The following is a 21623-nucleotide window of genomic DNA, read 5'->3' on the forward strand; positions in this document are numbered from 1 at the left end:
TCCGCTGTTCAAAGCTGCGCCGCCTTGAACTTCTCGGTCCTTTTTATCCTCCTTTTTGAACACGTATTTTATTGTGAAAGCTCACGATTCCAGCGATCAATCCATGATTTCGATTGCTCATTCACAAATTTCATATTTAACGTATTCAGCTTACCGACGACATCCTCGCCATATGTTAAGCCTTCCGCTTCTTCCTCCGTCAGTTCAACCTTTGTATTGACCGGCGAGTCGATTTTTGCCTTTGCTGATTTCTCTTGAACCTCTTTACTTAAAACATAGTTAATAAACTCTTCTGCAAGTTCTTTCTGTTTGCTATCTTTTACAATGTTCACAACGTTCATGACCGCATATCCGCCTTCTTCAGGGCTGACAAACTGAACGTTTGGAACAGCTTCTTTTAAACTGCCAAGATACATTTCCATAAATGGTCCTGCAACTATTTCTCCTTGTCCAAACATATTGACAAATTCAGATGTTTGGGCATATTCTTTCACAACATTTGGCATAATTTCTTTCATTTTCTCAAATGCCTTATCCTCGTTAAACTCCGCACTGCCACTTACTTTCGATGCTGCATCTAAAAACATTGGACCTGTTGTTGTCGTGATTCCCGGGATCGTAATCGAGCTTTTAAATTCTTCGCTCCAAAGGTCTTTCCATGATGTAATCGGCGTTTTCACTTCATCGGGATTATAAGCAATACCGAATTGAGCGATCGTATATGCAGGTCCATACTCTTCACCAAGTGGCGCCTTTGCACTATCGTAAATATCGTTAATGTTAGAAATTTTACTGCGATCAATCGTTTCAAATAACCCATCATCAATTCCTTGCTGCGCATAATAATCTGATAAATAAATAATATCGATATCTGAATTCCCTTGACGCACTTTATTTAGACGATCAGCATTGTTTCCAATATCTAAAACAATTTCCACATTATGCTCTTGTTCAAACGGCTTGTACACTTCTTCTCTGAAGAAATCTTCAGCAAATCCCCATGTGGATATAACTAACTTTTTCGGCTTTTCCCCAGCATCGTTTCCATTTGAACATGCAGCAAAAACCAATGAACTAATCATTAATAATAAAATCCCACTCATGAATTTTTTCATCATAAGCCCTCCATTTTGATGTAATTGTTTATATACTACCCAAAAAAAGACAATCTTAAATAGAATTAACTTCTACCTAAGATTGTCTTTTCTTTGTAAACAAAGTTCAGATAAATCATTAGCTTTTTACATGGCGTTCCGCTTAGATAAATCCAAACAGGAAATCCATCATTTATTATTTTTTAATCTCTATTATAAATACTGTTGATTTCCACTCTAGGAAAATGCCTTCCGCTACAATTATCGGAATCTATTATGAATCAACATTCACGTTTAACAGAGCTTTCTTTTAAAACGATATTCGTAAAAGCGAGTTGTGTCATAGAGTCATAATCTCTTAAAATCGCTTCAATTTCCCAGTTTAATTCTGTCTCAAGCTTTTGCTTTAATTTTCTTTTGTACAGAAGCGACATATGGAAATCTACTTCTACCTTTAGATGAGGAACCTCTTCCTCTAAGGCAGCCGATCTTGATGCACGCCGATGTTTCGCTTGAATCGTAACGATGTTTTTATCTATTCCCACTTTAAGCAGCGTTGTACCAGAACCGAACAATTCCTTCGACACATCGTTATACATATGAGAAAGGAGCTTTTTTATATCACTTGAGTTTATCGGATGGATACGAATCACCTGCCAAAACGATTTGTTCGATGTAATTATACAGAGCATCTAAGAATTTATCAAGGGGAATATTCGTCTTTCAAAAAAGATAAATCACTTTTATCGATTTACTCACAAATATTATTGGCGAATCACGAACATCTACTTATTCTCAGTATTTTTTGACAACGTTAAATAGGCAAACCCTCTTGATTGTAATAAGGGGGCTTTTGCTCACTTTCTTTACGAGTAATGAACAGATTACCTAATATTAACTGGGGCACCTTCATTAGGAGATCATTTATGACACTTAAAGAAATATTTTCACTCAATTTCCATTTTGAAGCATCAAGTAATGTCAGATATCACAATAACGATTAATCCCGTGAATTCACCGTAAATGATAAAGATAACAATGATATTAGAACAAATGCGGAAAAATCCGCTATATTCGTAATACGTTCCCAAAACAAGCCGACTACTTCGACAGGAATTAGAGTAAAAAATTGAACTTCTTGCACGCTGTTTTTATCTAGCTTCATTCAATAAACAATCAGTGGAAATGACCAAACATTTCCACTGATTGTTAGAATGATGACGAATTAATCAATTTTAGCTAATAAATTAACTTAAAATATTATATTTTATCAAGCTCTCTTTTTTCTCTGAATCAAAATGAATCCAATTCCACATAGCATAAACAATGCGCCTATGAACAGTGCATTATAGTAATTTGAGGCAGTATTAGGCAATTTATTATCTTTGACGTTTTCTCTTGGATTAAGATTGTCATCATTTTCTTTAGATTCTTCAACGTTGTTCTTATCTTTTGGTTCTTCACCAACATTGTTATCCTTAGGTTCCTCGGTATTATTGCCTTTCGGATTTTCACCATCATTATTATTTTTAGGTTCCTCGTTATCATCATCTTTCGGTTCTTCGCTCAATTCAAAAACAGAGAATGTACTAAAGTGAGTTGTAATAGCAGAAACTGTCTCATTTTCTGCATCGTAAGTACCTCCAATGCTTTCCCATTCACTTGTTTCTTCATTTAAGTAGAATATGTTTAGGTTATTTGCGTTTGAAGCCTTTTTAGGGTCGATTTTGAAAGTAAGTGTGATGCCATCTTTAAATGTGCGAATTTGTCCATTATTAATTGAAAAATCATATGTTTTACTTAAACTCTTATCCGCCTGTTGAATTTTTGTTATATCAATTGTTATTTCTCCAGACACATCACTAAATACTGTTGCAGGAATTGACAGTTGGACATCGGCATTTGAAATTTGTAATGTTAGTCCAAGCTCTTTCATTATTTCAACTTGCTCTTTAGAAAGCTTCAATGATTCTGAAGCTAAATCTATCGAAACTTTTCCTTCTTTCTCATTCACGGTAAAGCCTTCAGATATCGCAAACAATTCTTTTGCTCTTTCATAAGGAGTCTGTTCATCTGGGTCTTCCGTTTCATCCGGATCTTCCGTGTCGCCATATGTTTTCTTAAATGTTTCCAGCGCATTGTTCAAACGTGTACGCGCTTCATCTGTCGTTGCCTGCTCAGATGGAATCCGAACTGCTTCCGCATTCGCAAGTGTAATTGCATTGGCTAGCGATGCGAGAGCAAGCTCATAATACTGACCTGCTTGTCCACTATCAACCGCATTTTTGTATGCGGATGTCGCAGTTTGAATCAATTCGTATAGCTCTTGATTGTTCACTTCGTTAAAATTCAACCGAACATCATGTGTACGATCATCATTTTTTTCAGGTACAACAGTACGCACTTGAGCATCTAGTAATTTAGACAAACTGTCAATTTCAAACGTAACTACTCGTGTATCATTGCCTTTGTCTTCACTAACTGTTGCAGCTTCAACGAATTCCTCGTCTATTTTCACTTTAAACTCTGACACATTGCTACTACTAGTTATTGTGAAGGATACATGTAAGCCACCTTCATCGTCAGTAGCAACGAGTGCAGGTTTTTCAAAATACTGTTCCATTATAGAAAACTCGGCATTACTGCTATGAGCAACTGAAAAGTGGACTTGCTTTGTTTCAGCAGCTTTAAACGTATCGATCGCATTCTGCAATGTGGTAGTAGCATTCAAAATTTCTGGCCGTGGTGCTGACAGTTGATCCGCCGTTTCTTGTGCTGTTGCAATTACAGCCTCCAACTGATCAATATAATAAACGGAATGCTGGCCTACCTCGGTACCTGCTTCCGCTCCCTCGACAAGCATTTGTGCATCAGTGATTAGTTCCTTTAGCTTATCCAAGTATGCTTTATTAAAGCTGATAAATACCGTTTTACGTTCATCTTCCGGAAGTTCCATTGGATATTGTAGTTTCCATAAACCTTGCCATAATTCATCTGTTTGCAAATAGGTACGATTTTGACTTCTAACGGTAGTCGATTGGTATACCTTAATTGTATCTGCATGTTCTCCAGTCAATTCGGATTGGAAAATAGGTGTATTCGTCAAATTAGGATTTTTGACAGCGGGCGCTAGACTACTTGTCCAGTTTCCAAAAAATCCGTCTGTTGCCTTTGCTGAAACTTGTCTTATTGAAGCATCAGTTAATATATCGTCCGTATCATAAAAAGCGAAATGAGCAAATGCTTGATAATAGTCAGGACCGGCCTGCTGCAGCATAACTGCATGAGGACTAATATCTCCAGCATGTGGGGATATTTTAGCATCCTTTTCTAAAGAATCCAGCACTATGATTTCAAAATCACGGGCTACCAAGCGCTGCTTATCAAATAGTTCCCAATCCCCTTTAGTATTTGATTCATTAAACATTGCCATTACTTCTGCTTGGGTTGCCCGTTCATTATCTATCACAGCCTGAGCTTTGACAATTTGTTCTTTTATATCTGTAATCGGACCTTTATAACCAACACTCGAACCATAATATTTTTGAGGCAAGTACTCTCCATCAGATACTGGCGTGAGAGTAATGTCAGCTGGTTTTCCCGCCTCACGCTCGCCAGCATCTGCCTTGCCCTCGATCCATGTAGTAGCTGTTTCAATCCATTGAATTAATCTCGATTTATCTACAGAAATACGGGTTGATTGGAATGTTTTGATTGCTTGGTTGGCAATTATATAAGCAGCTTCCAAAGTATCCCCTGCTAAGCTTTCCGCAAGTTCTAACTTGCTTTGTAGCGTCGCTTTTGCCCCTATTGGATATGTTCCGTCATAGTCTCCTTCCACCGCTGATTCAAGCAACGTGTAGCCTTCAGCGATACGGTGCGCAAACAGCTCTTCTGTTATATCGGAAGCTATTGGTTCTTCATCATCATCAGAGTTGTCTGGAAGTGTGATATCAGTTACATTTATTTCAAGCTGAGCATTATACCAATGATTGTAAGGTTCAGGAAGCCCAAAATAGTTTTCTATATCGTTGATATGCATTAAAACATCTTGCTTTTTCCATATATCTTCAATTTCTAATTGAACAACAACATTATCTGGATTTTCAGCATCTCGAACAGTATGCTCTGTGTATCCTTCTTTTCCAGTCGCAGTTTCTACATTATCGACTTTCGTAATTACTGCTTTAGTTGCATCCGCATTACGAGATGCTAAATATGCAAATGTAACGTAATTTACTTTCGATACTTCATGCTCAAAAACTGCTTTTCCACTTGAGATGATTAGTTTTCCACTATCTTGTACCATAAAGGAGTTTGCTGCTGATGTTTCTGTAGTACCATCTTTAACATATCGATAGGAAACTTCATATTCTCCATCAGGAATAACTGACCCAACTTCAACTAAAGTAGCCATAGAATTGGGTGCTGCGATGCCAACTAACAATAATGCAATCGATAACAAAACTATTATTTTATTAAATCGCTTCAAAATACATAAACTCCTTTTATATTAAATTTATTTTTGTCTGCATCAAACTCAATATTATATGTCTAACAAATGAAAATACTTCGTCACAACCTTGTTAACAAGCTAATGCTCTTCGTAGATCGAAACAACATCAATATTAATAGAGTACTCTCCAAACAAAGTCATGATCATTGTGTTAGATGAGAATCATAACTACCTGCATAAAAAATTTGATGCCCACTATGATACTCCTTCTTACCCGCCTATTTGCAACAACAGAAATAATCAATCAGCACAAATGCTCACACCAACTGATCCCTTATTCACTCCTTAAATTTGATTTAATATGACATTTTAATTGTAGGCATTCCTCCTTAACTTCTATCGAACATTCCGATCGGAATCGTCATAAATCTTGTAATATTAAGACAATAACCCTAACAATGATAATGATAATCATTATCATTGAAAGTGTCAATATTTTCTTTAGTTTTACATATTAACCTAGAATCATTGATTTTTATTGATAATTTTTCCTTCGATAGGTGTCGCGGGGTAACAAAGTGCGGTGGAGCTCCTCATAGCTCTTTTTACGTATATTTCCAATGACGCAAGATTTTACCTGCCAGTTAAGTACACAAAAATCCCGTTATTTAAAGCGCTAGCAAATTGTTTGTTTTTTAGACGATCTTGGTGATGAACTGTACGCCGAACCATCACAGAAATGTATAAAACACGACGGGAAATTGAATCTTTTTCGAGGATCAAGCAAAAGTCTTAATTTACCTCCGGGAAGTCAAATCACGGAATAGTATGTTTAACATCTAAAACAAATACAATTTAAAAACACAATATACAGTGATAAATATCACAAACAAACACATTATGTTGTGATATTATCCAAACTAATGATTGAAAGGAGGGATTCGGGTGCAACTACTCATATTTAAGTCAGCTTTTTGCTCTAAATGTCCTACTGTCGTTCGTTTTTTAGAGCAGCACGCTGTGGATTTTCAACTATTTGATACTGAGATTCGTACTGATCTCGTTAGCCAATTTCATATTCAATCCGTTCCGACTACAATTTTACTTGATGATCGACAAGTTGAGATACATCGAAGCATAGGAGTAAACCCCCCGGAATTAATGAAAATAATCCAAACCATTCAAGGAGTGTATTAACGATGTTTACAAGTTCGGAAGAAATGATTCAAACATTCACTGCAAATAGAGAAGATAAAAAATCCGATTATTTAAAAAGGGAAAATAGTAATTATGTTTATTCTTTGCCATTATTACGCCATAATCTAAATAATTTAGCAGAGGAAGAATATTTATTTACTCACGTTCTTCCCACAAAAATAAAAGAGTTGTATGACGAAGGCATCGTTTATGTTCATGATAAACAGCTTGCGCCATATTGTGTCTCAATTAGTTGTCTTGATATTGCAACGAAGGGAATTCCTTCTTTAGCAAAAAATATGATCTCTTCAAAGCCAACAAAACGACTGCAAATTTTACTCCGGCATTTTAGTAATGTCGTAACATTAATTTCACAGCAAGTATCTGGGGCAGTCATGCTTGCCCAGCTATCTACCATTGCCGCCTCTTATTTATATGATGAAGAACTCAATGGCAGAAACTACACAGATGACGATTTAAAACAGTTATTTCAAAGTTTTATTTGGGAGTTGAATATGCCCCTTCGTTCCGGAGCTCAAAGCAGTTTTTCTAATATTACTTTGGAGTTTGGTAAGCCATCGGAAGAAATAAAAGATGAATACATCATCATAGGAGGAGACGCAAGATTTATTCAATATAAGGAAATACCAAGTGAATATTTCGATCGTATCAATCAGGCGATTATTGACGTGATGAGTGAAGGCACGGGCAAAGAGGGAATCCCGTTCACCTTTCCCCTTTTAACGGTACAGATCGATGATCATTTCAATTTTAACAATCCATTATTTTGGGAGTTACTAGATAAAATGTACCAATGGGGCGGCGTATATTTTGAAAACTTTAAGAGAAAACCATTCGAAGATCCTTATTACACACAGTTAAACCCATACTTAGTAGCAAAAGATCCGGAAGTAAGCCGGAGCCTTTGCTGCCGACTACAAATTAATCTCGAAACATTGTCTAAGGCGGGTGGCGGTGTTTTTGGCTCCTCGACCGGCTCCACTGGTGCCGTTCAAGTATTAAATCTGAATATGAATCGGCTTTTACTCGAATTCGGTCACGATCTCACACTATTAAAAAGCAAGCTTCGTGAATATATGGAAGTCATGCAGGAAGCACATATGGCAAAGCGTAACTGGATTGAAAATAATAAAGAGCTTTACCCTACCTTCTTCTCCTTTAACGAGAATTTAAAAAATTACTTCAATGTTTTCGCTATCACAGGAATGAATGAAGGTTTAATCAATTGTGGTTATCCACTTGGGATCAAAGATGTGAATGGGAAGCAATTAGCCCATACATTAATGCAATATATGACAGAAATCGTGAATGAAATGATCGTGCGTGATCAAGTCGCTTGTGGAATTGAGTACGCACCAGCTGAAAATGCAGCGATTAAACTAGCGAGACATGATTTAAAATGGGCGAAGAAAAATAATCGAGACATTTTCGTACAAGGGGAAGGAGAAAATCCATATTTAACGAGCGGATGCATGACGCCATTTTCTGAAGATGATTTCTCGGCTCAACTCGAAAATAGTACAGAGTTTCAAGGTTATGCAACATCCGGAAGCGTTTTGCATCACTTTTTAGAGGAAAAAATTGCACCTAAACGTTTAGCTCACTATTTAGATCATATTTTTCAAAAGCCAATCAATTATATTACGTTGACGCCAACGATCACCTCATGTATGGAATGCGGACAGAAAATAATTGCCGAAGATGCGAAACATATAAAGGATTGCCCGTTATGTAAATCAACTGATATTGCTACATTCAGCAGGGTTATTGGCTATTTAAAAATGATAGCCCGTAAAAATATTAATGTGGATGAACAAGGCTATTATCAAGGGGAATTTAATTTTTGGTCAAAGGCTCGAAGACATGACTGGAATGTGCGGCATCGGTTAAAAGCGGATGATTTAAAGGTCAAGAAGGAAGGCTCTTGCTTACAATGAAATTTTATCATTCATTTATTCGAACATTCACAGATGTGCCTAATCATACGACTTTATTAGTGCATTCCTTATCTGGATGTCCTTTACGCTGTTTTGGCTGCCATAATTATGACGAAATTATTGCCCATACACCCGAACATTATAAAACTGAAAAGGATTTTTATGTATTTTTAAAGAGAAGCGGATTTCTCTTTGATGCTGTTATGTTTAGTGGCGGGGAATTTTTAATCAATCCAATCGATGAAATCATTAAGTTATGTATGAAAGTACGCAAAATTTTTCCGGGTAAAATCATTATTGCTACATCTGGTATTTACAATGTAAAAATAAAGAAATTGTACGCACTCGGTCTTGTTGATGGATTCCACATCGATATGAAATTGCCCTACCATATACTTGATATCGTAGAACATAAATCTATTTTTGAAGATGTGATTGGAATTACACCGACAAACCAATTGATTGATAATTTACTAGATAGCATTAACTCTGTGATCAAGCACAACTCTCCACTTGATCAAGTACGCACGGTAAAATATCCGATTTTAGCAGCGGAATTTTTTGATGCGATTAAAGAGTATGTGGAGAATCGAAAGCAACATTACTCAAGCGATGTTCCGTATTTTTTAAATGATTTTTTATATGTATAGTTTAACTCGAAAAATCTGGATGCAATGAGGGCAAGAGTATAATTGATTAGAAGATCCAATGGTGCTCTTGTCGAAATTTTTCAAAGGCAACTTCATAGAGAAGATGATAAACTATGAAGGTGAGCATCTGTCTATAAAGCTCTTCTTCATGGGGAATGGCAGCTGCGATCGACATGCTTGTAAATATGACCGAGGAGGAGTTTTACATGAAATACAATGTCATTAAAAATACAGACCTACATGCTTCGAATATGATTATGGGCTGTATGCGCCTGCCCCAGCTTTCACTTGTTGAAATTGAGCATCTCATTCGAACAGCAATGGATGAAGGAATTAATTTCTTTGACCATGCGGATATTTATGGAAAGGGTCGTTGCGAAGAATTATTTGCTGAAGCAATTCAAATGAACGATGACATCCGCGAGAAAATGATCATTCAAAGCAAATGTGGCATCCGCTCTGGATATTTTGATTTTTCGAAAGAGCATATTCTCAATTCCGTCGACGGAATTTTAAAACGCCTAAACACAGATTACTTAGATATTTTACTTCTTCACCGCCCTGATCCATTAATGGAGCCTGAAGAAGTTGCGGAGGCATTCGATCAGTTACATAATAGTGGGAAAGTTAAATATTTTGGCGTGTCCAATCATAATCCTGCTCAGATTGAATTATTGCAAAAATACATCTCCCAAAAATTAGTCGTCAATCAGCTTCAGTTTAGCGTTGCACATACACCGATCATCGACTCGGGCATTACGTTAAATATGGATGTCGACCAATCGATTAATCGCGATAGCAGCGTGCTTGACTATTGCCGTTTGCAAGATATGACGATCCAAGCTTGGTCTCCATTTCAGAATGGATTCTTTAAAGGACCGTTTCTTGGTGACTTGGAAAACTTCCCTGAATTAAATGAAGTCATTGATGAAATTGCGGAAAAATATGAAGTAACGAACACAGCCATCGCGACAGCATGGATTACACGCCACCCGGCCAATATTCAAGTCGTGCTTGGAACAACAAACGTGCAACGCTTAAAAGACGCGTGTAAAGGCTCTGAGCTTCGTCTGACGAGAGAAGAATGGTCCCGAATATATAAAGCCGCTGGAAATATCATTCCTTAATTTAGGGGCATTCGAACAGCCGTCGAGTTACCTTAATGATAAAAGTATGCTATTAATGGGAAATAGATAATTACTTAAGCATAAGGGGCTATTCAAACGTCAATAAAAGTTTGAATAGCCCCTTGTTTATGTTAATTCATTGTCATTCCGCCTGTCACATTAATCCCTTGCCCTGTCATATAATCAGAGTAGGTTGATGCTAAAAAGATAACGACATTGGCAATATCTTGTGGTGTCGCTGTTCTTCCTAAGGGAACTTGCGAATAGTCCTCATCCTTAATTGCCTCTGCATCTAGTCCCCTTAGTTCACCACCAATTACTCTTTCAGTTCTTTTCATATCCGTCTCAACGATCCCTGGACATACAGCATTTACATTGATTTGATCTTTGGCAAGTTCCAATGCCATCACTTTCGTAAGTCCTAACACCGCGTGTTTGGAAGCGACATAGCTCCCCATTAAACGATAGCCATTTTTCCCGGCTTGTGAGGAAATATTAATAATCTTTCCACCTTCGCCTTGTTCGATTAACACCTTTGCCACCGACTGACTGCATAGATATACCCCTTTCGCATTCACATCCATGACCCGATCCCAATCTTTTTCTTGAATATTTACGGCATAGTCCATCGAGGATATTCCTGCATTATTCACCAAAATATCTAATCTGCCAAAATGATTTCTAATCATTTGGACCGTTTCTTCTACTTGATCACTGTTAGCGACATCCGCTTTGACATATAGTAAACGTTCATTAGGGCTTTCTTGCTCTGTTCGATCGATGACAGCTACCGATGCTCCGCAATCTATGAACGCTTCGACAATCGCCTTTCCGATTCCTTGTGCCCCGCCTGTAACGATCGCGACTTTACCTGTTAAGTCCATGCAATACATCTTTATTCCCCTTTTCTATTCGCGGCGTGCTTTACTCGCAAAGAAATTGCCCGCAGATTGAATTCCCTGAACAACAATAATTAAGATCGCAACGGTAACGACGATTGCGACTGTATCGAATCGCTGATAACCATAAGAGATCGCAAGGTCACCGATGCCACCTCCTCCTACTGTTCCAGCCATTGCCGTCGCACCAATTAGTCCGATCGTGGCTGTTGTCATCGTCAAAATAAGCGAGCCAAACGCTTCCGGCAACATAAAATACCAAATCACTTGAAAGGGCGTCGCTCCCATCGCCTCTGCTGCTTCCAATATGCCCGGGTTTACCTCAAGCAACGAATTCTCAACAAGCCTGCCAATATAGGGAGCAATATAAATAATTAGAGGCACAATCGCAGCGCTCGTCCCCACAGATGTTTGCACGATTAATCGTGTAAATGGAATGATCGCGACTAATAAAATGATAAACGGCAATGAACGAAAAATATTAATAATCGGATTGAGAACCGCATAAATAAATTTATTTTGCAATAAACCACCTGGACGAGTAATCACGAGGATAATTCCAATCGTAATACCTAATAACGATCCGATGAGCAACGAAATTCCAACCATCAGCACAGTCTCATATAAAGCTTCTAATAATTGGTCCAATGTTATGATCGTTTTCATACCAACGCTTCCTCCTCAACATGTACACCTAAATCTTCTAAAAACAGCGCCGCTTTATCGATCACAGAGTCATCACCATGTAATTCGATGATCATGGTACCAATCGTCGTGCCTTGAATTTCTGTCATATTAGCAAAAAGCGTATTCACTTCCAGATCATATTGGCGGATCAGACTGCTTAATATTGGCTGAGAAGCAGAGCCACCTACAAATTTAAGCCTGAACAACCGCCGATTTGGACGAAAGGTCAACGTCTTCAACACACTATTAGGAATCTCATTTTGCATTACCGTTTGGACAAAACTTTGTGTTGTCGAATGCTGAGGATTACCAAATACATCTAAAACCTTTCCTTGCTCAACAATTTTTCCTTTCTCCATGACAGCTACTTTATTGCAAACCTTTTGAATAACGCCCATTTCGTGGGTAATCATCATGATTGTAATGTTATATTCTTCATTGATTTTCTTTAAAAGCTCTAATATCGACTGTGTCGTTTGTGGGTCTAACGCAGATGTCGCCTCATCACAGAGCAAAATCGATGGATTGCTTGCAAGCGCGCGGGCAATTCCTACACGTTGCTTTTGCCCGCCAGATAATTCCTTCGGATAACTTTTTTCCTTATCACTAAGTCCGACAAACTGTAATAATTCCATCACTCGTTCACGAATTTCCGCCTTATTTCGCTTTAAAAGAACAAGGGGAATCGCAATATTATCAAAAACGGTTTTCGTTTCCAGTAGATTAAAATGTTGAAAGATCATACCAATCTTCTTTTTCACTTGTCGTAGTTCTTTGACGCTATAACGATCAAGTGGCTCACCGTTTACAAATACTTGCCCGCTAGTTGGCTGTTCCAAGCAATTGACCATGCGAATTAATGTACTTTTTCCGGCTCCGCTATAACCAATGACCCCAAATATATCACCCTTCTCCACTTGCAGTGATACGCCCCTAAGCGCCTCATTGGATATTCCATTGCGCATATACGTTTTATAAACGTCTTTGAGTTCAATCAAGATGACCCCTCCGTCGCTTTGTTAAAAATGCCTGTTTTCGCCATTCGATTAACTGCTTCAAGCATTCGTTCTTCATCATTCAGTAAATTGACCCGTACGTAGGAAGAACCATTTTCACCAAAACCTTCTCCAGGTGCAACGGCAACATGAGCTTCATCAAACAGAAAATCAGCAAATGTTTTCGATGTAAATCCTTCGGGAACACGGAACCACGCAAAAAATGTTCCAGGTGTATATGGAACGTTCCAGCCCATTTTCCGAAACTGTTGGACGAGAAAATCACGCCGTTTTTCATATCGCTGGCACAGTTCTCGCACTGGGTCTTGGGGACCAAGCAAGGCCTTAACAGCCGCATCTTGGACCGCTCCAAAAATCGTACTGTATGCGTGCGAATGGAAATGTTTAAAACTTTTAATAATCGAGGCATTTCCGACAACGAAGCCAAAGCGCCACCCAGCCATGTTATATGTTTTAGAAGCTGAATATGTCTCGATTCCGTATTCTTTCCCTCCAGGGATTTGCATTAAGCTGATTGGCTTATGACCATCAAATCCAAAAGCACCATAAGCAAAGTCATTTAGGACCGGAAATTGATTTTTAGCAGCAAAAGCAATGCTTTTCTCAAAAAAGTCTTCGGTCGCTAGAGCACCCGTCGGATTATTCGGGTAATTAAGAATGAGTAATTTTACTTTTTCCACAATCTCTTCGGGAACCGTTTCATAATTCGGTAAAAATCCATCTTGTTCATAAACCGGAATTTGATAAAAGTTTGCCTTTGCTAATGTAGCAGCCGTCTCATAAGCAGGATAAGCGGGATCTGTTGTTAGTAAATAGTCCCCAGGATTAAGGAGAACTTGCGGAATTCCGGTAACGCCAATGCCTGATCCTTGGAAAATAGCAATTTCTGTATCAGGATCGAGCTTAACTCCATACTCTCGCTTATAAAACAATGCAATGGCTTCCAATGTTTGCTTTTTGCCGAAAAAGGGTGAATAGCCGTGATTTTCCTTTACGTCGACCGCATTCTTTAATGCTTGAACAACAGAGTGTGGTGTTGGTAAATCCGGGTTCCCACTAGCTAAATTGATGACATCAATTCCTTTGCTTTTATATAAAGCGACTTTTTCATATATGCCGGCGAAATAATGATCTGGTAACTGGTTAACGATACGAGCTGCTTTAAACTCCATCAAATTCATTCCTTTCCATAAATAAAAAAACACATGATCTATTCCTCCAAAAAAATGGAGGAATAAATCACGACACAGTCTTACTCATTAAAATATTCTGGCAATTGGTAGCCATCATAATCTGGATTAGACGTAATATAATCTTTGAACTCTTGCGAATGATACCCTTTTATTATATCTTTCACGAATGGTTGATCAAGATTTTGTTTATCTACACCGACAATGACCATAAATGGATCTGTTAATGTTTCAAGTTGAAGTGCTGAAGTCAATTTAATATTGTTCGCTACCGCAAAATTCCCTTGAATCAATGCAAAGTCAACATCCTCTAATGCTCGTGGTCCTTGTGCAGGATCTGTCTCTAAAAATTTTAGATTATGTGGATTTGCTTCAATGTCATGAATAGACGCTTGCAAAGGATCAATATTTTCTTTGATTTGAATCCAGCCAACTTCCTCTAATACTTTTAAAGCACGAAGTAAATTCACTGGTTCATTCGGAAGATTCACTTGGGCTCCGTCACTCACTTCATCAAGGCTGCTATGTTTTTTAGAATAAAGCCCCATCGGCGGAGTTGGCACTTGAATGGCTCCCGCTACTTCGATCTTTTCCCTTTCATTGATTGAATCAAGATAAAGCGTATGCTGATGTACATTCGCATCAAGATCGCCCTTTGCAACGGCTACATTCGGCTGAATTCCGTCTGTAAAATCTTTATATTCAATCGTGTATCCTTCCTTCTCAAGATAAGGCGCTACACCGTTTTTAAATTGATCATTATATGGGCCGGGGTTAAAGCTGATACGAATCGTTTTCTTTTCTTCATCCGTTTTCCCTGATGATGCACTATTCCCGCACCCAACCATAACGATAGATAAAATGGCAATGACTAAAATCGGAAACATCCATTTCTTTTTCATTCCTTACTCTCCTCAGCATATTGAATTTTGTAAAAAATAATACCAAGTATTTTCATGCGATTAATTAAAATAAATGGTATACTGCTTATTACATACTGTCAACACCCTTTCATATTTTCATAAATAAATTAAAAAGGGATTTACTTTCATGAGGATGGTGTGATAGGTTAGTCATAAAAAATAGAAGGGATGATTAAAATGGCAAAGGTAGAAAGTTTTCTGCTTGATCATACAATTGTAAAGGCTCCATACGTTCGACTTGCTGGTACGGAGCAACATACGCAAGGTAGTAAACTACAAAAATACGATTTACGATTTTTACAGCCAAATGAAGATGCAATGCCAACGGCTGCGGTTCATACATTGGAGCATTTGCTTGCCACGTATATGCGTGATGAATTAGATGGGATTGTTGATATTTCACCAATGGGATGCCGTACAGGCTTTTATATGATCATTTGGGATGAACATGATCCGAAGGATGTTGCTGCTGCTTTAACAAACGTGCTAAAGAAAGTAATCGAGACAGAACATGTTCCAGCCGTCTCTGCCCTTGAATGTGGAAATTACCGCGATCATTCGCTTTTTAGTGCCCAAGAATACGCAAAATTAGTCATTGAGGCAGGTCTTAGTGACGACCCATTTCGTAAATAATTTTTTTAATGCTTGACATTCAGATAAACCCACTGTAAAGTAATTGTTAATTCCAAATTTTATATGCAATTTTCTTATCCAGAGAGGTGGAGGGACTGGCCCTGTGATACCTCAGCAACAGACTTTTCTAAGTACTGTGCTAATTCCAGAAGCGTAATGCTTGAAGATAAGAAGAGAAAAGCTTATTCATTGCACCCTCTTCTTATTTTTTAAGAAGAGGGTTTTGTTTTTATAAAAATACATAGGGAAAGTGGGAATGAACAATGAGTATTACATTGACGAAAGCACCATTCAGAGCGGATCACGTTGGGAGTTTATTGCGGCCAGAAAGCATCCATAAAGCAAGAAAGGAATTTCAAGAAGGCATCATTACGGCGGAGCAATTACGTGAAATCGAAACAAAGGAAATTAAGCGGATCGTTGATAAACAAATTGAAGTGGGCTTAGAGCTTGTCACAGATGGAGAATTTAGACGCCGCTTTTGGCATACCGATTTCTTAGAACATTTAAATGGAATTGAAGGCTATGTTCCAGAAGTAGGATATATTTTTAATGGGGACGAAGAAACGGAAAGATATAACGTCCGCAATGTTGGGAAGATTTCATTTAATCCAGACCACCCGCATGTGAAAGATTTTATTGAATTCAATGAAATTGTTGCGGGGCGTGCGGTTGCCAAACAAACAATTCCAAGCCCGAATCAATTATTTAATGTTGGAATCCGAGATGAAAGCATTTATCCAGACATTGAAGAGTATGCCAAAGATGTTATTCAAGCGTATCGTGATGCGATTCAAGCTTTTTATAATGCTGGTGTTCGCTATTTACAATTAGATGATGTGTATATTGCCGGGCTGTCTTCCCCAGATATTCCTTTTAATGACGGGCAATATTCAAGAGAATACTTAATTGACTTAGCTCTTAGAGTAGCAAACGGTGTATTGGAAGGAAAACCAGAGGATCTAGTCGTTACAACTCATTTATGTCGCGGAAACTATCGCTCTAATTGGGCATTCCAAGGCAGTTACGGATTAATCGCGCCAACATTATTCGCAAAGGAAAAAGTGAATGGCTTCTTCTTAGAATACGATGATGAGCGTTCAGGTGATTTTACTCCATTAGATCATATTCCTAACGGCGGTGCGCATGTTGTCCTTGGGGTTGTCACTTCGAAAAATGGTGAGTTGGAAGATAAGGAAGTCATTAAGGCGCGGATCCATGAAGCGGCAAAATATGTCCCACTAGAGCAGCTTTGCTTAAGCCCGCAATGCGGATTTGCCTCGACACACCATGGGAATAAACTGACAGAAGAACAGCAATGGGAAAAGCTGAAGTTCATCGTTGAGATTGCGAAGGAAGTTTGGGGATAATCGGTTAAATGAGTTGTAGAGGTAAGGGGCTCATTGCCCCTACCTCTACATTGATCATAAGTTAGGTAAATAGAAAAGTAGCTATTCTGATCGAACCCATTCCATCATTTTTTGTATGAATGGGTTACATTTTTTTACAATCGGTAGTAAAGTACGGATAAACGGTAGTAACAGCTCAATAATCGGTAATAAAGTACTGACAATCGGTAGTAAACCTTGAAAGATCGGTAGTAACTTGCAAAAAGTTACCTTCTTTTCTTCTTTGGATCGAAAGGAAGCTTATTTTTATTTTTACTTTCAAATATGACTTGAACATAAAAATTCTTTTCATCGAAATTTTGCACACCTATCACTTTTCCTTTACGACCTTTAACTTTTATTTCCTCACCAACGGAAGGAACATCTTTACGGAGCTGCACTAATAACGTATTTTTATTCTCTTTAAAATGAACAATACGCATTTTTCCTCACCTATTTCATATGGAATGAGATACTCAAATTATCTCCTTCGTATAAAATATAAAATCATCGTGAGATTTAGACCAAATAATGTCTATTTACGGAGCCCATCTATTCATATTTTTCATAAAATACCGTTTCATCTCTGCTTAACATTTTTTTCGCTTTCGGCTTTACTTCTGGGTAACCAAGACCTAGGATGGCGACGATTCGCCTGTCTAATGGGATGTTAAGTGCTTGCCTTGCATATGTTTCACGTCTTTCCGATTCTTCCTGATCTTCCGAATGGTAAACAGCCCCAAATCCGACGCCTATGCCAAGCTCCTCCGCAGTTAGCCAAATAAAAGCCGATGCAATTGATGCGTATTTACTCACATCTGGTCGTCCTGTAATGACGATCGCCGCTTGAGCGCCCGACATCTATTTCATAAATGGCGTTGTTTTTTCTAAATGATCGAGCATTGCTCGCTCTTCAACGACAATAAACTCCCGCGATAGTAAATTGTTTCCTGACGGAGCATAGTAAGCTGCATCCACTATTTGTTCCACTATTTCCTCTGGAATCGCCTTATCTTGAAAACCAGTGATCTCACGCCTTGTACGAATGACATCTAATATAGACATACAATCCCTCCCTTTTGATTTAATTCTACTATGGATCGTGTAGACAATTCCGTTAATTTTTTATCATTAAGAACAATGATCATCGTGATATAATATTAGGAAGGAATACGAAGGTGGGATTCATATGAAGGATTTGAAGGATCTTTTTACTACCGCCCAAACGAAAAAGGAAATGAAGAAGGATGCGTTTTTATTTCAAGAAGGCGATCATGCCAACGATATCTTTTACATTCATTCCGGGAAAGTCCGAATAGGTAAATTAACTCCAGATGGACGGGAGATCACATTTCGAATTTGCAGTGCCGATGATTTCATTAGTGAAATCACGCTTTTTTGTGCACCTTCCAAATATACCGTACACGCGAAGGTCATTGAAGAAGGCAGCTATTCAAAGGTGAGTAAATATGAGCTTGAAGAGAAGCTCCTGCTTTATCCAAATCTGAATATCGAACTGACAAAGATGATGTGTATTCATCATCAAAAAACACAGTCGAAGTTCCGGGATCTTATTTTGCATGGAAAAAAAGGCGCTCTTTACTCGACGCTTATCCGCATGTCGAACAGCTACGGTGTAGAAGTCGACGATGGTGTTTTGATCAATCAAGCCTTTACGAATCAAGAGCTTGCCAATTTTTGCGGAATGAGCCGGGAAGTCGTTAATCGCATGTTGGGATCATTAAAAAGAGATGAAAAAATCTCTTTACTAGATGGAAAAATCCTTATTCATGATTTAGCGTTTCTAAAATCAGAAATTCATTGTGAAAACTGCCCTGTGGAGATATGTAATATTGATTGATGTGACTTTTAAATAGATAATTGCGCAAGTTTTCGAAGTAATTGCGCCACTTTTTGAGATAATTGCGTATCTTTAGGCATAATTGCGTGAATTTGGACGCTAATTGCGTATTTCGCTATTTTAAATTCAAAATGTGATCTGCATCATTGCAGATCGCTTTTTTTATGTCTAAATTTCGAATTCAAGAGAAAAACAGGTCTCGGTGTGACTTTTGTCACTGAGCACGCACTTTGAACGCAGTACGCTTTAATTATAAAAGAAACGTTTGGAGGGTGAGGGCGAAATGAAAGAACCGAATTTGAAAGGAACGCTAATCAGTGTTCTTGCTGTTGGGATCATTATTATAGTCATGTGGTTTGCGGTTTATGGCCTTTACGTTTCGAGATAACAGAAAAAGTAGGTGAGGATATGCATTGGCATAAATATGAGAAGATTTGGTTAATATTTGGGGCGGTGTCATTGGTTTTATTTTTAAGCATCGTTGGGGTGACAGCGTTTTCCCACGGACATACACCTGCCGGCGGAATGGATACCATTGATCCAGAAAAAGTACATGAGATCGCACCGTTTGACAATCCAGGTGTGAGACAAATTGATGAGGATACGTATGAAGTAGCCATTATTAGCATGGCATTTGGTTACACTCCCTCAAAAATTGAAGTTCCAGCTGGAAAGGAAATTATTTTTACATTAACAAGTACGGATGTTGTTCATAGCTTCACGATCGATGACACGAAAGTAAATATGATGGCTGTTCCTGGCAGAATCACACATAAAAGCTACACATTTAAAGAGCCGGGAAGTTATTTAGTTCTTTGCAATGAATATTGCGGAGCAGGTCATCATTTTATGCAAGCAGAAATTGAGGTGTATGAACCATGATAGATCGCAAACTCGTCTTATCAAATATTGGCGTAGCCTATATCGCGTTCTTAATTGGAACATTTTGCGGATTGCTACAAGTGTTTATTCGGAACGATGCATTGGAGTTGCCTAAATGGCTTGATTATTATCAAATTTTAACCGCACACGGCGTCTTACTAGCACTTATTTATACAACTTTTTTCATTTTTGCTTTTTTAATCGCCGGGATGAGTAAATCTCTAGGTCAATTTGGACCAAAAGTTCGCCTCTTTGCTTGGATTGGCTTCATCTTGACTTTGATCGGAACGACCATTGCAACGGTAATGATTATTTCTGGAAAAGCATCGGTATTATATACGTTTTACGCGCCTTTAAAAGCAAGCGGCTGGTACTACGTTGGGCTCGCTCTTGTCATTGTCGGTACGCTTTTTAGTAGCTTTTCCCTAATCGCACATTATATCGTTTGGAAAAAAGCAAATAAAGGTCAGCTCAGTCCATTGTTTGCCTTTATGACGATCGCTACGCTAATCATGTGGATCATCGCCTGCGTTGGTGTTGTTGCAACAGTTGTTTTTCAATATATCCCGTGGGCATTCGGCTGGGTTGATACCATCAATGTAGAACTAAGCCGCGCCTTATTTTGGTATTTTGGCCATCCGCTCGTCTATTTTTGGCTGCTTCCTGCTTATATGGCTTGGTATGTTGTTGTACCAAAGCTGCTAGGAACGAAAGTGTTTAGTGATGCATTGGCACGTTTTTCCTTTATCTTATTTATTCTCTTTTCCATCCCTGTCGGCTTCCACCATCAATTAACGGAGCCCGGGATTCTAAACTTTTGGAAGTTCCTCCAAGTTGTTTTAACATTCATGGTCATTATGCCAACATTGATGACTGCCTTTTCGATGTTTGCGACATTTGAAATTGCCGGCAGAAAAAAGGGTGGAAAAGGTTTATTTGGCTGGTTCACAAAACTTCCGTGGAAAGATGTCCGTTTTACATCTATTTTTGTGGCGATGGCATTCTTCATTCCTGGGGGTGCCGGTGGAATTATTAATGCAAGCTTTCAGTTAAATGAGCTTGTCCATAATACGTTATGGATTGTTGGTCACTTCCATATTACAGTTGGAGCACCTGTTGCAATGACCTTTATGGGGATTTCCTTCTTCCTTATCCCTTATTTAACAGGCCGAAAATTTACAAAGCTTTTACAAAAGCTCGCATTTATTCAAGTGATTTCATGGGCGATAGGTATGACTCTCATGTCAACGGCACAGCATTTATTAGGTCTGCTTGGGGCACCAAGAAGAACTGCTTATTCCGGTTATTTAGGTCATCCATCTGCATTGGATTGGTTTGAAGGGATATTATCCAATCATGTGACGATGGCAATTGGGGGAACAATCTTATTTTTATCCGCTATGCTTTTAATCTACATCGTCGTCAACTTATGGTTTGTTGCTCCAAAAGCCTCTGAACGGGATTATGAGGAATTCCCGATGGCCGAAAGCGATAAGTCACACACACCAAAATTGTTGGAAAACTGGTGGATTTGGATCGGCATCACGATCGTACTTATTATTTGTGCATATGCTCTGCCGATTACAGACTTAATTCAGAACGCCCCTCCTGGATCAAAAGGACATATTACTTGGTAGGAGTTGATCAGAATGTTTTTAGCCG

General features: G+C 38.4%; 21 protein-coding genes and 1 riboswitch. Of the genes, 10 read left to right on the top strand and 11 right to left on the bottom strand.

Annotation, left to right across the window (positions count from 1 at the left end; genetic code table 11):
- Positions 1 to 68: 68 nt before the first annotated feature.
- The 3 genes from KHA95_RS02900 to KHA95_RS02910 all read right to left on the bottom strand — a co-directional run bounded on the left by KHA95_RS02900 (position 69) and on the right by KHA95_RS02910 (position 5586).
- Entirely contained in the window at positions 69 to 1115 is a 1047-nt protein-coding gene (locus KHA95_RS02900; RefSeq protein WP_213135945.1) for an ABC transporter substrate-binding protein, read from the bottom strand.
- A 260-nt stretch (positions 1116 to 1375) separates the two neighbouring features.
- Positions 1376 to 1693 (bottom strand): DUF2294 domain-containing protein, encoded by a 318-nt coding sequence (locus KHA95_RS02905; RefSeq protein WP_249316465.1) that lies wholly within the window; start codon positions 1691 to 1693, stop codon positions 1376 to 1378.
- A gap of 671 nt (positions 1694 to 2364) precedes the next feature.
- Complete coding sequence (locus KHA95_RS02910) at positions 2365 to 5586, bottom strand: NEAT domain-containing protein (RefSeq protein ID WP_213135946.1); 3222 nt, start codon at positions 5584 to 5586, stop codon at positions 2365 to 2367.
- 909 nt (positions 5587 to 6495) lie between these two features.
- On the opposite strand from KHA95_RS02910, the gene KHA95_RS02915 reads away from it, so the two are divergent.
- The 4 genes from KHA95_RS02915 (at position 6496) to KHA95_RS02930 (ending at position 10482) form a co-directional block, all read left to right on the top strand.
- Entirely contained in the window at positions 6496 to 6747 is a 252-nt protein-coding gene (locus KHA95_RS02915) for a TlpA family protein disulfide reductase (protein ID WP_213135947.1), read from the top strand.
- A 2-nt stretch (positions 6748 to 6749) separates the two neighbouring features.
- Positions 6750 to 8705, top strand: a complete 1956-nt coding sequence (gene nrdD / locus KHA95_RS02920) for an anaerobic ribonucleoside-triphosphate reductase (protein WP_213135948.1) — start codon at positions 6750 to 6752, stop codon at positions 8703 to 8705.
- A complete protein-coding gene (locus tag KHA95_RS02925; protein WP_213136154.1) occupies positions 8702 to 9355 on the top strand; it encodes a 4Fe-4S cluster-binding domain-containing protein in 654 nt (217 codons plus the stop codon). The genes nrdD and KHA95_RS02925 overlap by 4 nt, the downstream gene beginning before the upstream one ends.
- A 206-nt stretch (positions 9356 to 9561) precedes the next feature.
- Positions 9562 to 10482 carry an aldo/keto reductase gene (locus KHA95_RS02930; RefSeq protein WP_213135949.1) on the top strand — a complete coding sequence of 307 codons (921 nt, stop codon included), beginning with the start codon at positions 9562 to 9564 and terminating at the stop codon, positions 10480 to 10482.
- 131 nt (positions 10483 to 10613) lie between these two features.
- Here the strand turns inward: KHA95_RS02930 and KHA95_RS02935 are convergent, their stop codons facing one another.
- From KHA95_RS02935 to KHA95_RS02955, 5 genes are all read right to left on the bottom strand, one after another.
- Entirely contained in the window at positions 10614 to 11375 is a 762-nt protein-coding gene (locus KHA95_RS02935) for an SDR family NAD(P)-dependent oxidoreductase (RefSeq protein ID WP_213135950.1), read from the bottom strand.
- Positions 11376 to 11390: 15 nt separating this feature from the next.
- Positions 11391 to 12047 (bottom strand): methionine ABC transporter permease, encoded by a 657-nt coding sequence (locus KHA95_RS02940; RefSeq protein ID WP_213135951.1) that lies wholly within the window; start codon positions 12045 to 12047, stop codon positions 11391 to 11393.
- Positions 12044 to 13066, bottom strand: a complete 1023-nt coding sequence (locus KHA95_RS02945) for a methionine ABC transporter ATP-binding protein (protein ID WP_213135952.1) — start codon at positions 13064 to 13066, stop codon at positions 12044 to 12046. Before KHA95_RS02945 ends, KHA95_RS02940 begins: the two co-directional genes overlap by 4 nt.
- Positions 13063 to 14256 (bottom strand): aminotransferase class I/II-fold pyridoxal phosphate-dependent enzyme, encoded by a 1194-nt coding sequence (locus tag KHA95_RS02950; protein ID WP_213135953.1) that lies wholly within the window; start codon positions 14254 to 14256, stop codon positions 13063 to 13065. The genes KHA95_RS02945 and KHA95_RS02950 overlap by 4 nt, the downstream gene beginning before the upstream one ends.
- 80 nt (positions 14257 to 14336) lie before the next feature.
- A complete protein-coding gene (locus KHA95_RS02955; protein WP_213135954.1) occupies positions 14337 to 15176 on the bottom strand; it encodes a MetQ/NlpA family ABC transporter substrate-binding protein in 840 nt (279 codons plus the stop codon).
- A gap of 198 nt (positions 15177 to 15374) precedes the next feature.
- Here KHA95_RS02955 and KHA95_RS02960 point away from each other — a divergent pair, with 198 nt between their 5' ends.
- Both KHA95_RS02960 and KHA95_RS02965 read left to right on the top strand, forming a co-directional pair.
- A complete protein-coding gene (locus KHA95_RS02960) occupies positions 15375 to 15830 on the top strand; it encodes an S-ribosylhomocysteine lyase (RefSeq protein ID WP_213135955.1) in 456 nt (151 codons plus the stop codon).
- A gap of 71 nt (positions 15831 to 15901) precedes the next feature.
- Positions 15902 to 16003: riboswitch (SAM riboswitch) on the top strand.
- 90 nt (positions 16004 to 16093) lie between these two features.
- On the top strand, positions 16094 to 17200 hold the full coding sequence (locus KHA95_RS02965) for a 5-methyltetrahydropteroyltriglutamate--homocysteine S-methyltransferase (protein ID WP_213135956.1): 1107 nt from the start codon (positions 16094 to 16096) through the stop codon (positions 17198 to 17200).
- 245 nt (positions 17201 to 17445) lie between these two features.
- Here KHA95_RS02965 and KHA95_RS02970 read toward each other — a convergent pair whose 3' ends face one another.
- The 3 genes from KHA95_RS02970 to KHA95_RS22820 all read right to left on the bottom strand — a co-directional run bounded on the left by KHA95_RS02970 (position 17446) and on the right by KHA95_RS22820 (position 18283).
- Complete coding sequence (locus KHA95_RS02970; RefSeq protein WP_213135957.1) at positions 17446 to 17661, bottom strand: hypothetical protein; 216 nt, start codon at positions 17659 to 17661, stop codon at positions 17446 to 17448.
- Positions 17662 to 17770: 109 nt separating this feature from the next.
- On the bottom strand, positions 17771 to 18034 hold the full coding sequence (locus tag KHA95_RS22815; RefSeq protein ID WP_349305430.1) for a nitroreductase family protein: 264 nt from the start codon (positions 18032 to 18034) through the stop codon (positions 17771 to 17773).
- Positions 18035 to 18079: 45 nt separating this feature from the next.
- Positions 18080 to 18283: a nitroreductase family protein gene (locus tag KHA95_RS22820; protein ID WP_249316467.1), complete on the bottom strand. Its 204-nt coding sequence runs from the start codon at positions 18281 to 18283 to the stop codon at positions 18080 to 18082.
- Between the two features lie 124 nt (positions 18284 to 18407).
- Between KHA95_RS22820 and KHA95_RS02980 the strand changes: the two genes are divergently transcribed.
- The 4 genes from KHA95_RS02980 (at position 18408) to KHA95_RS02995 (ending at position 21598) form a co-directional block, all read left to right on the top strand.
- Positions 18408 to 19079, top strand: a complete 672-nt coding sequence (locus tag KHA95_RS02980; RefSeq protein WP_213135958.1) for a Crp/Fnr family transcriptional regulator — start codon at positions 18408 to 18410, stop codon at positions 19077 to 19079.
- A 283-nt stretch (positions 19080 to 19362) separates the two neighbouring features.
- Positions 19363 to 19467 carry a cytochrome c oxidase subunit 2A gene (locus tag KHA95_RS02985; RefSeq protein ID WP_213135959.1) on the top strand — a complete coding sequence of 35 codons (105 nt, stop codon included), beginning with the start codon at positions 19363 to 19365 and terminating at the stop codon, positions 19465 to 19467.
- Positions 19468 to 19487: 20 nt separating this feature from the next.
- Complete coding sequence (locus tag KHA95_RS02990) at positions 19488 to 19961, top strand: cytochrome c oxidase subunit II (RefSeq protein WP_213135960.1); 474 nt, start codon at positions 19488 to 19490, stop codon at positions 19959 to 19961.
- Entirely contained in the window at positions 19958 to 21598 is a 1641-nt protein-coding gene (locus tag KHA95_RS02995) for a b(o/a)3-type cytochrome-c oxidase subunit 1 (RefSeq protein ID WP_213135961.1), read from the top strand. The genes KHA95_RS02990 and KHA95_RS02995 overlap by 4 nt, the downstream gene beginning before the upstream one ends.
- The last annotated feature ends 25 nt before the right edge of the window (positions 21599 to 21623 follow it).

The sequence above is a fragment of the Bacillus sp. FJAT-50079 genome (genome assembly GCF_018343515.1).
In the GTDB taxonomy this organism is placed as follows: Bacteria; Bacillota; Bacilli; order Bacillales; family Bacillaceae_C; genus Lederbergia.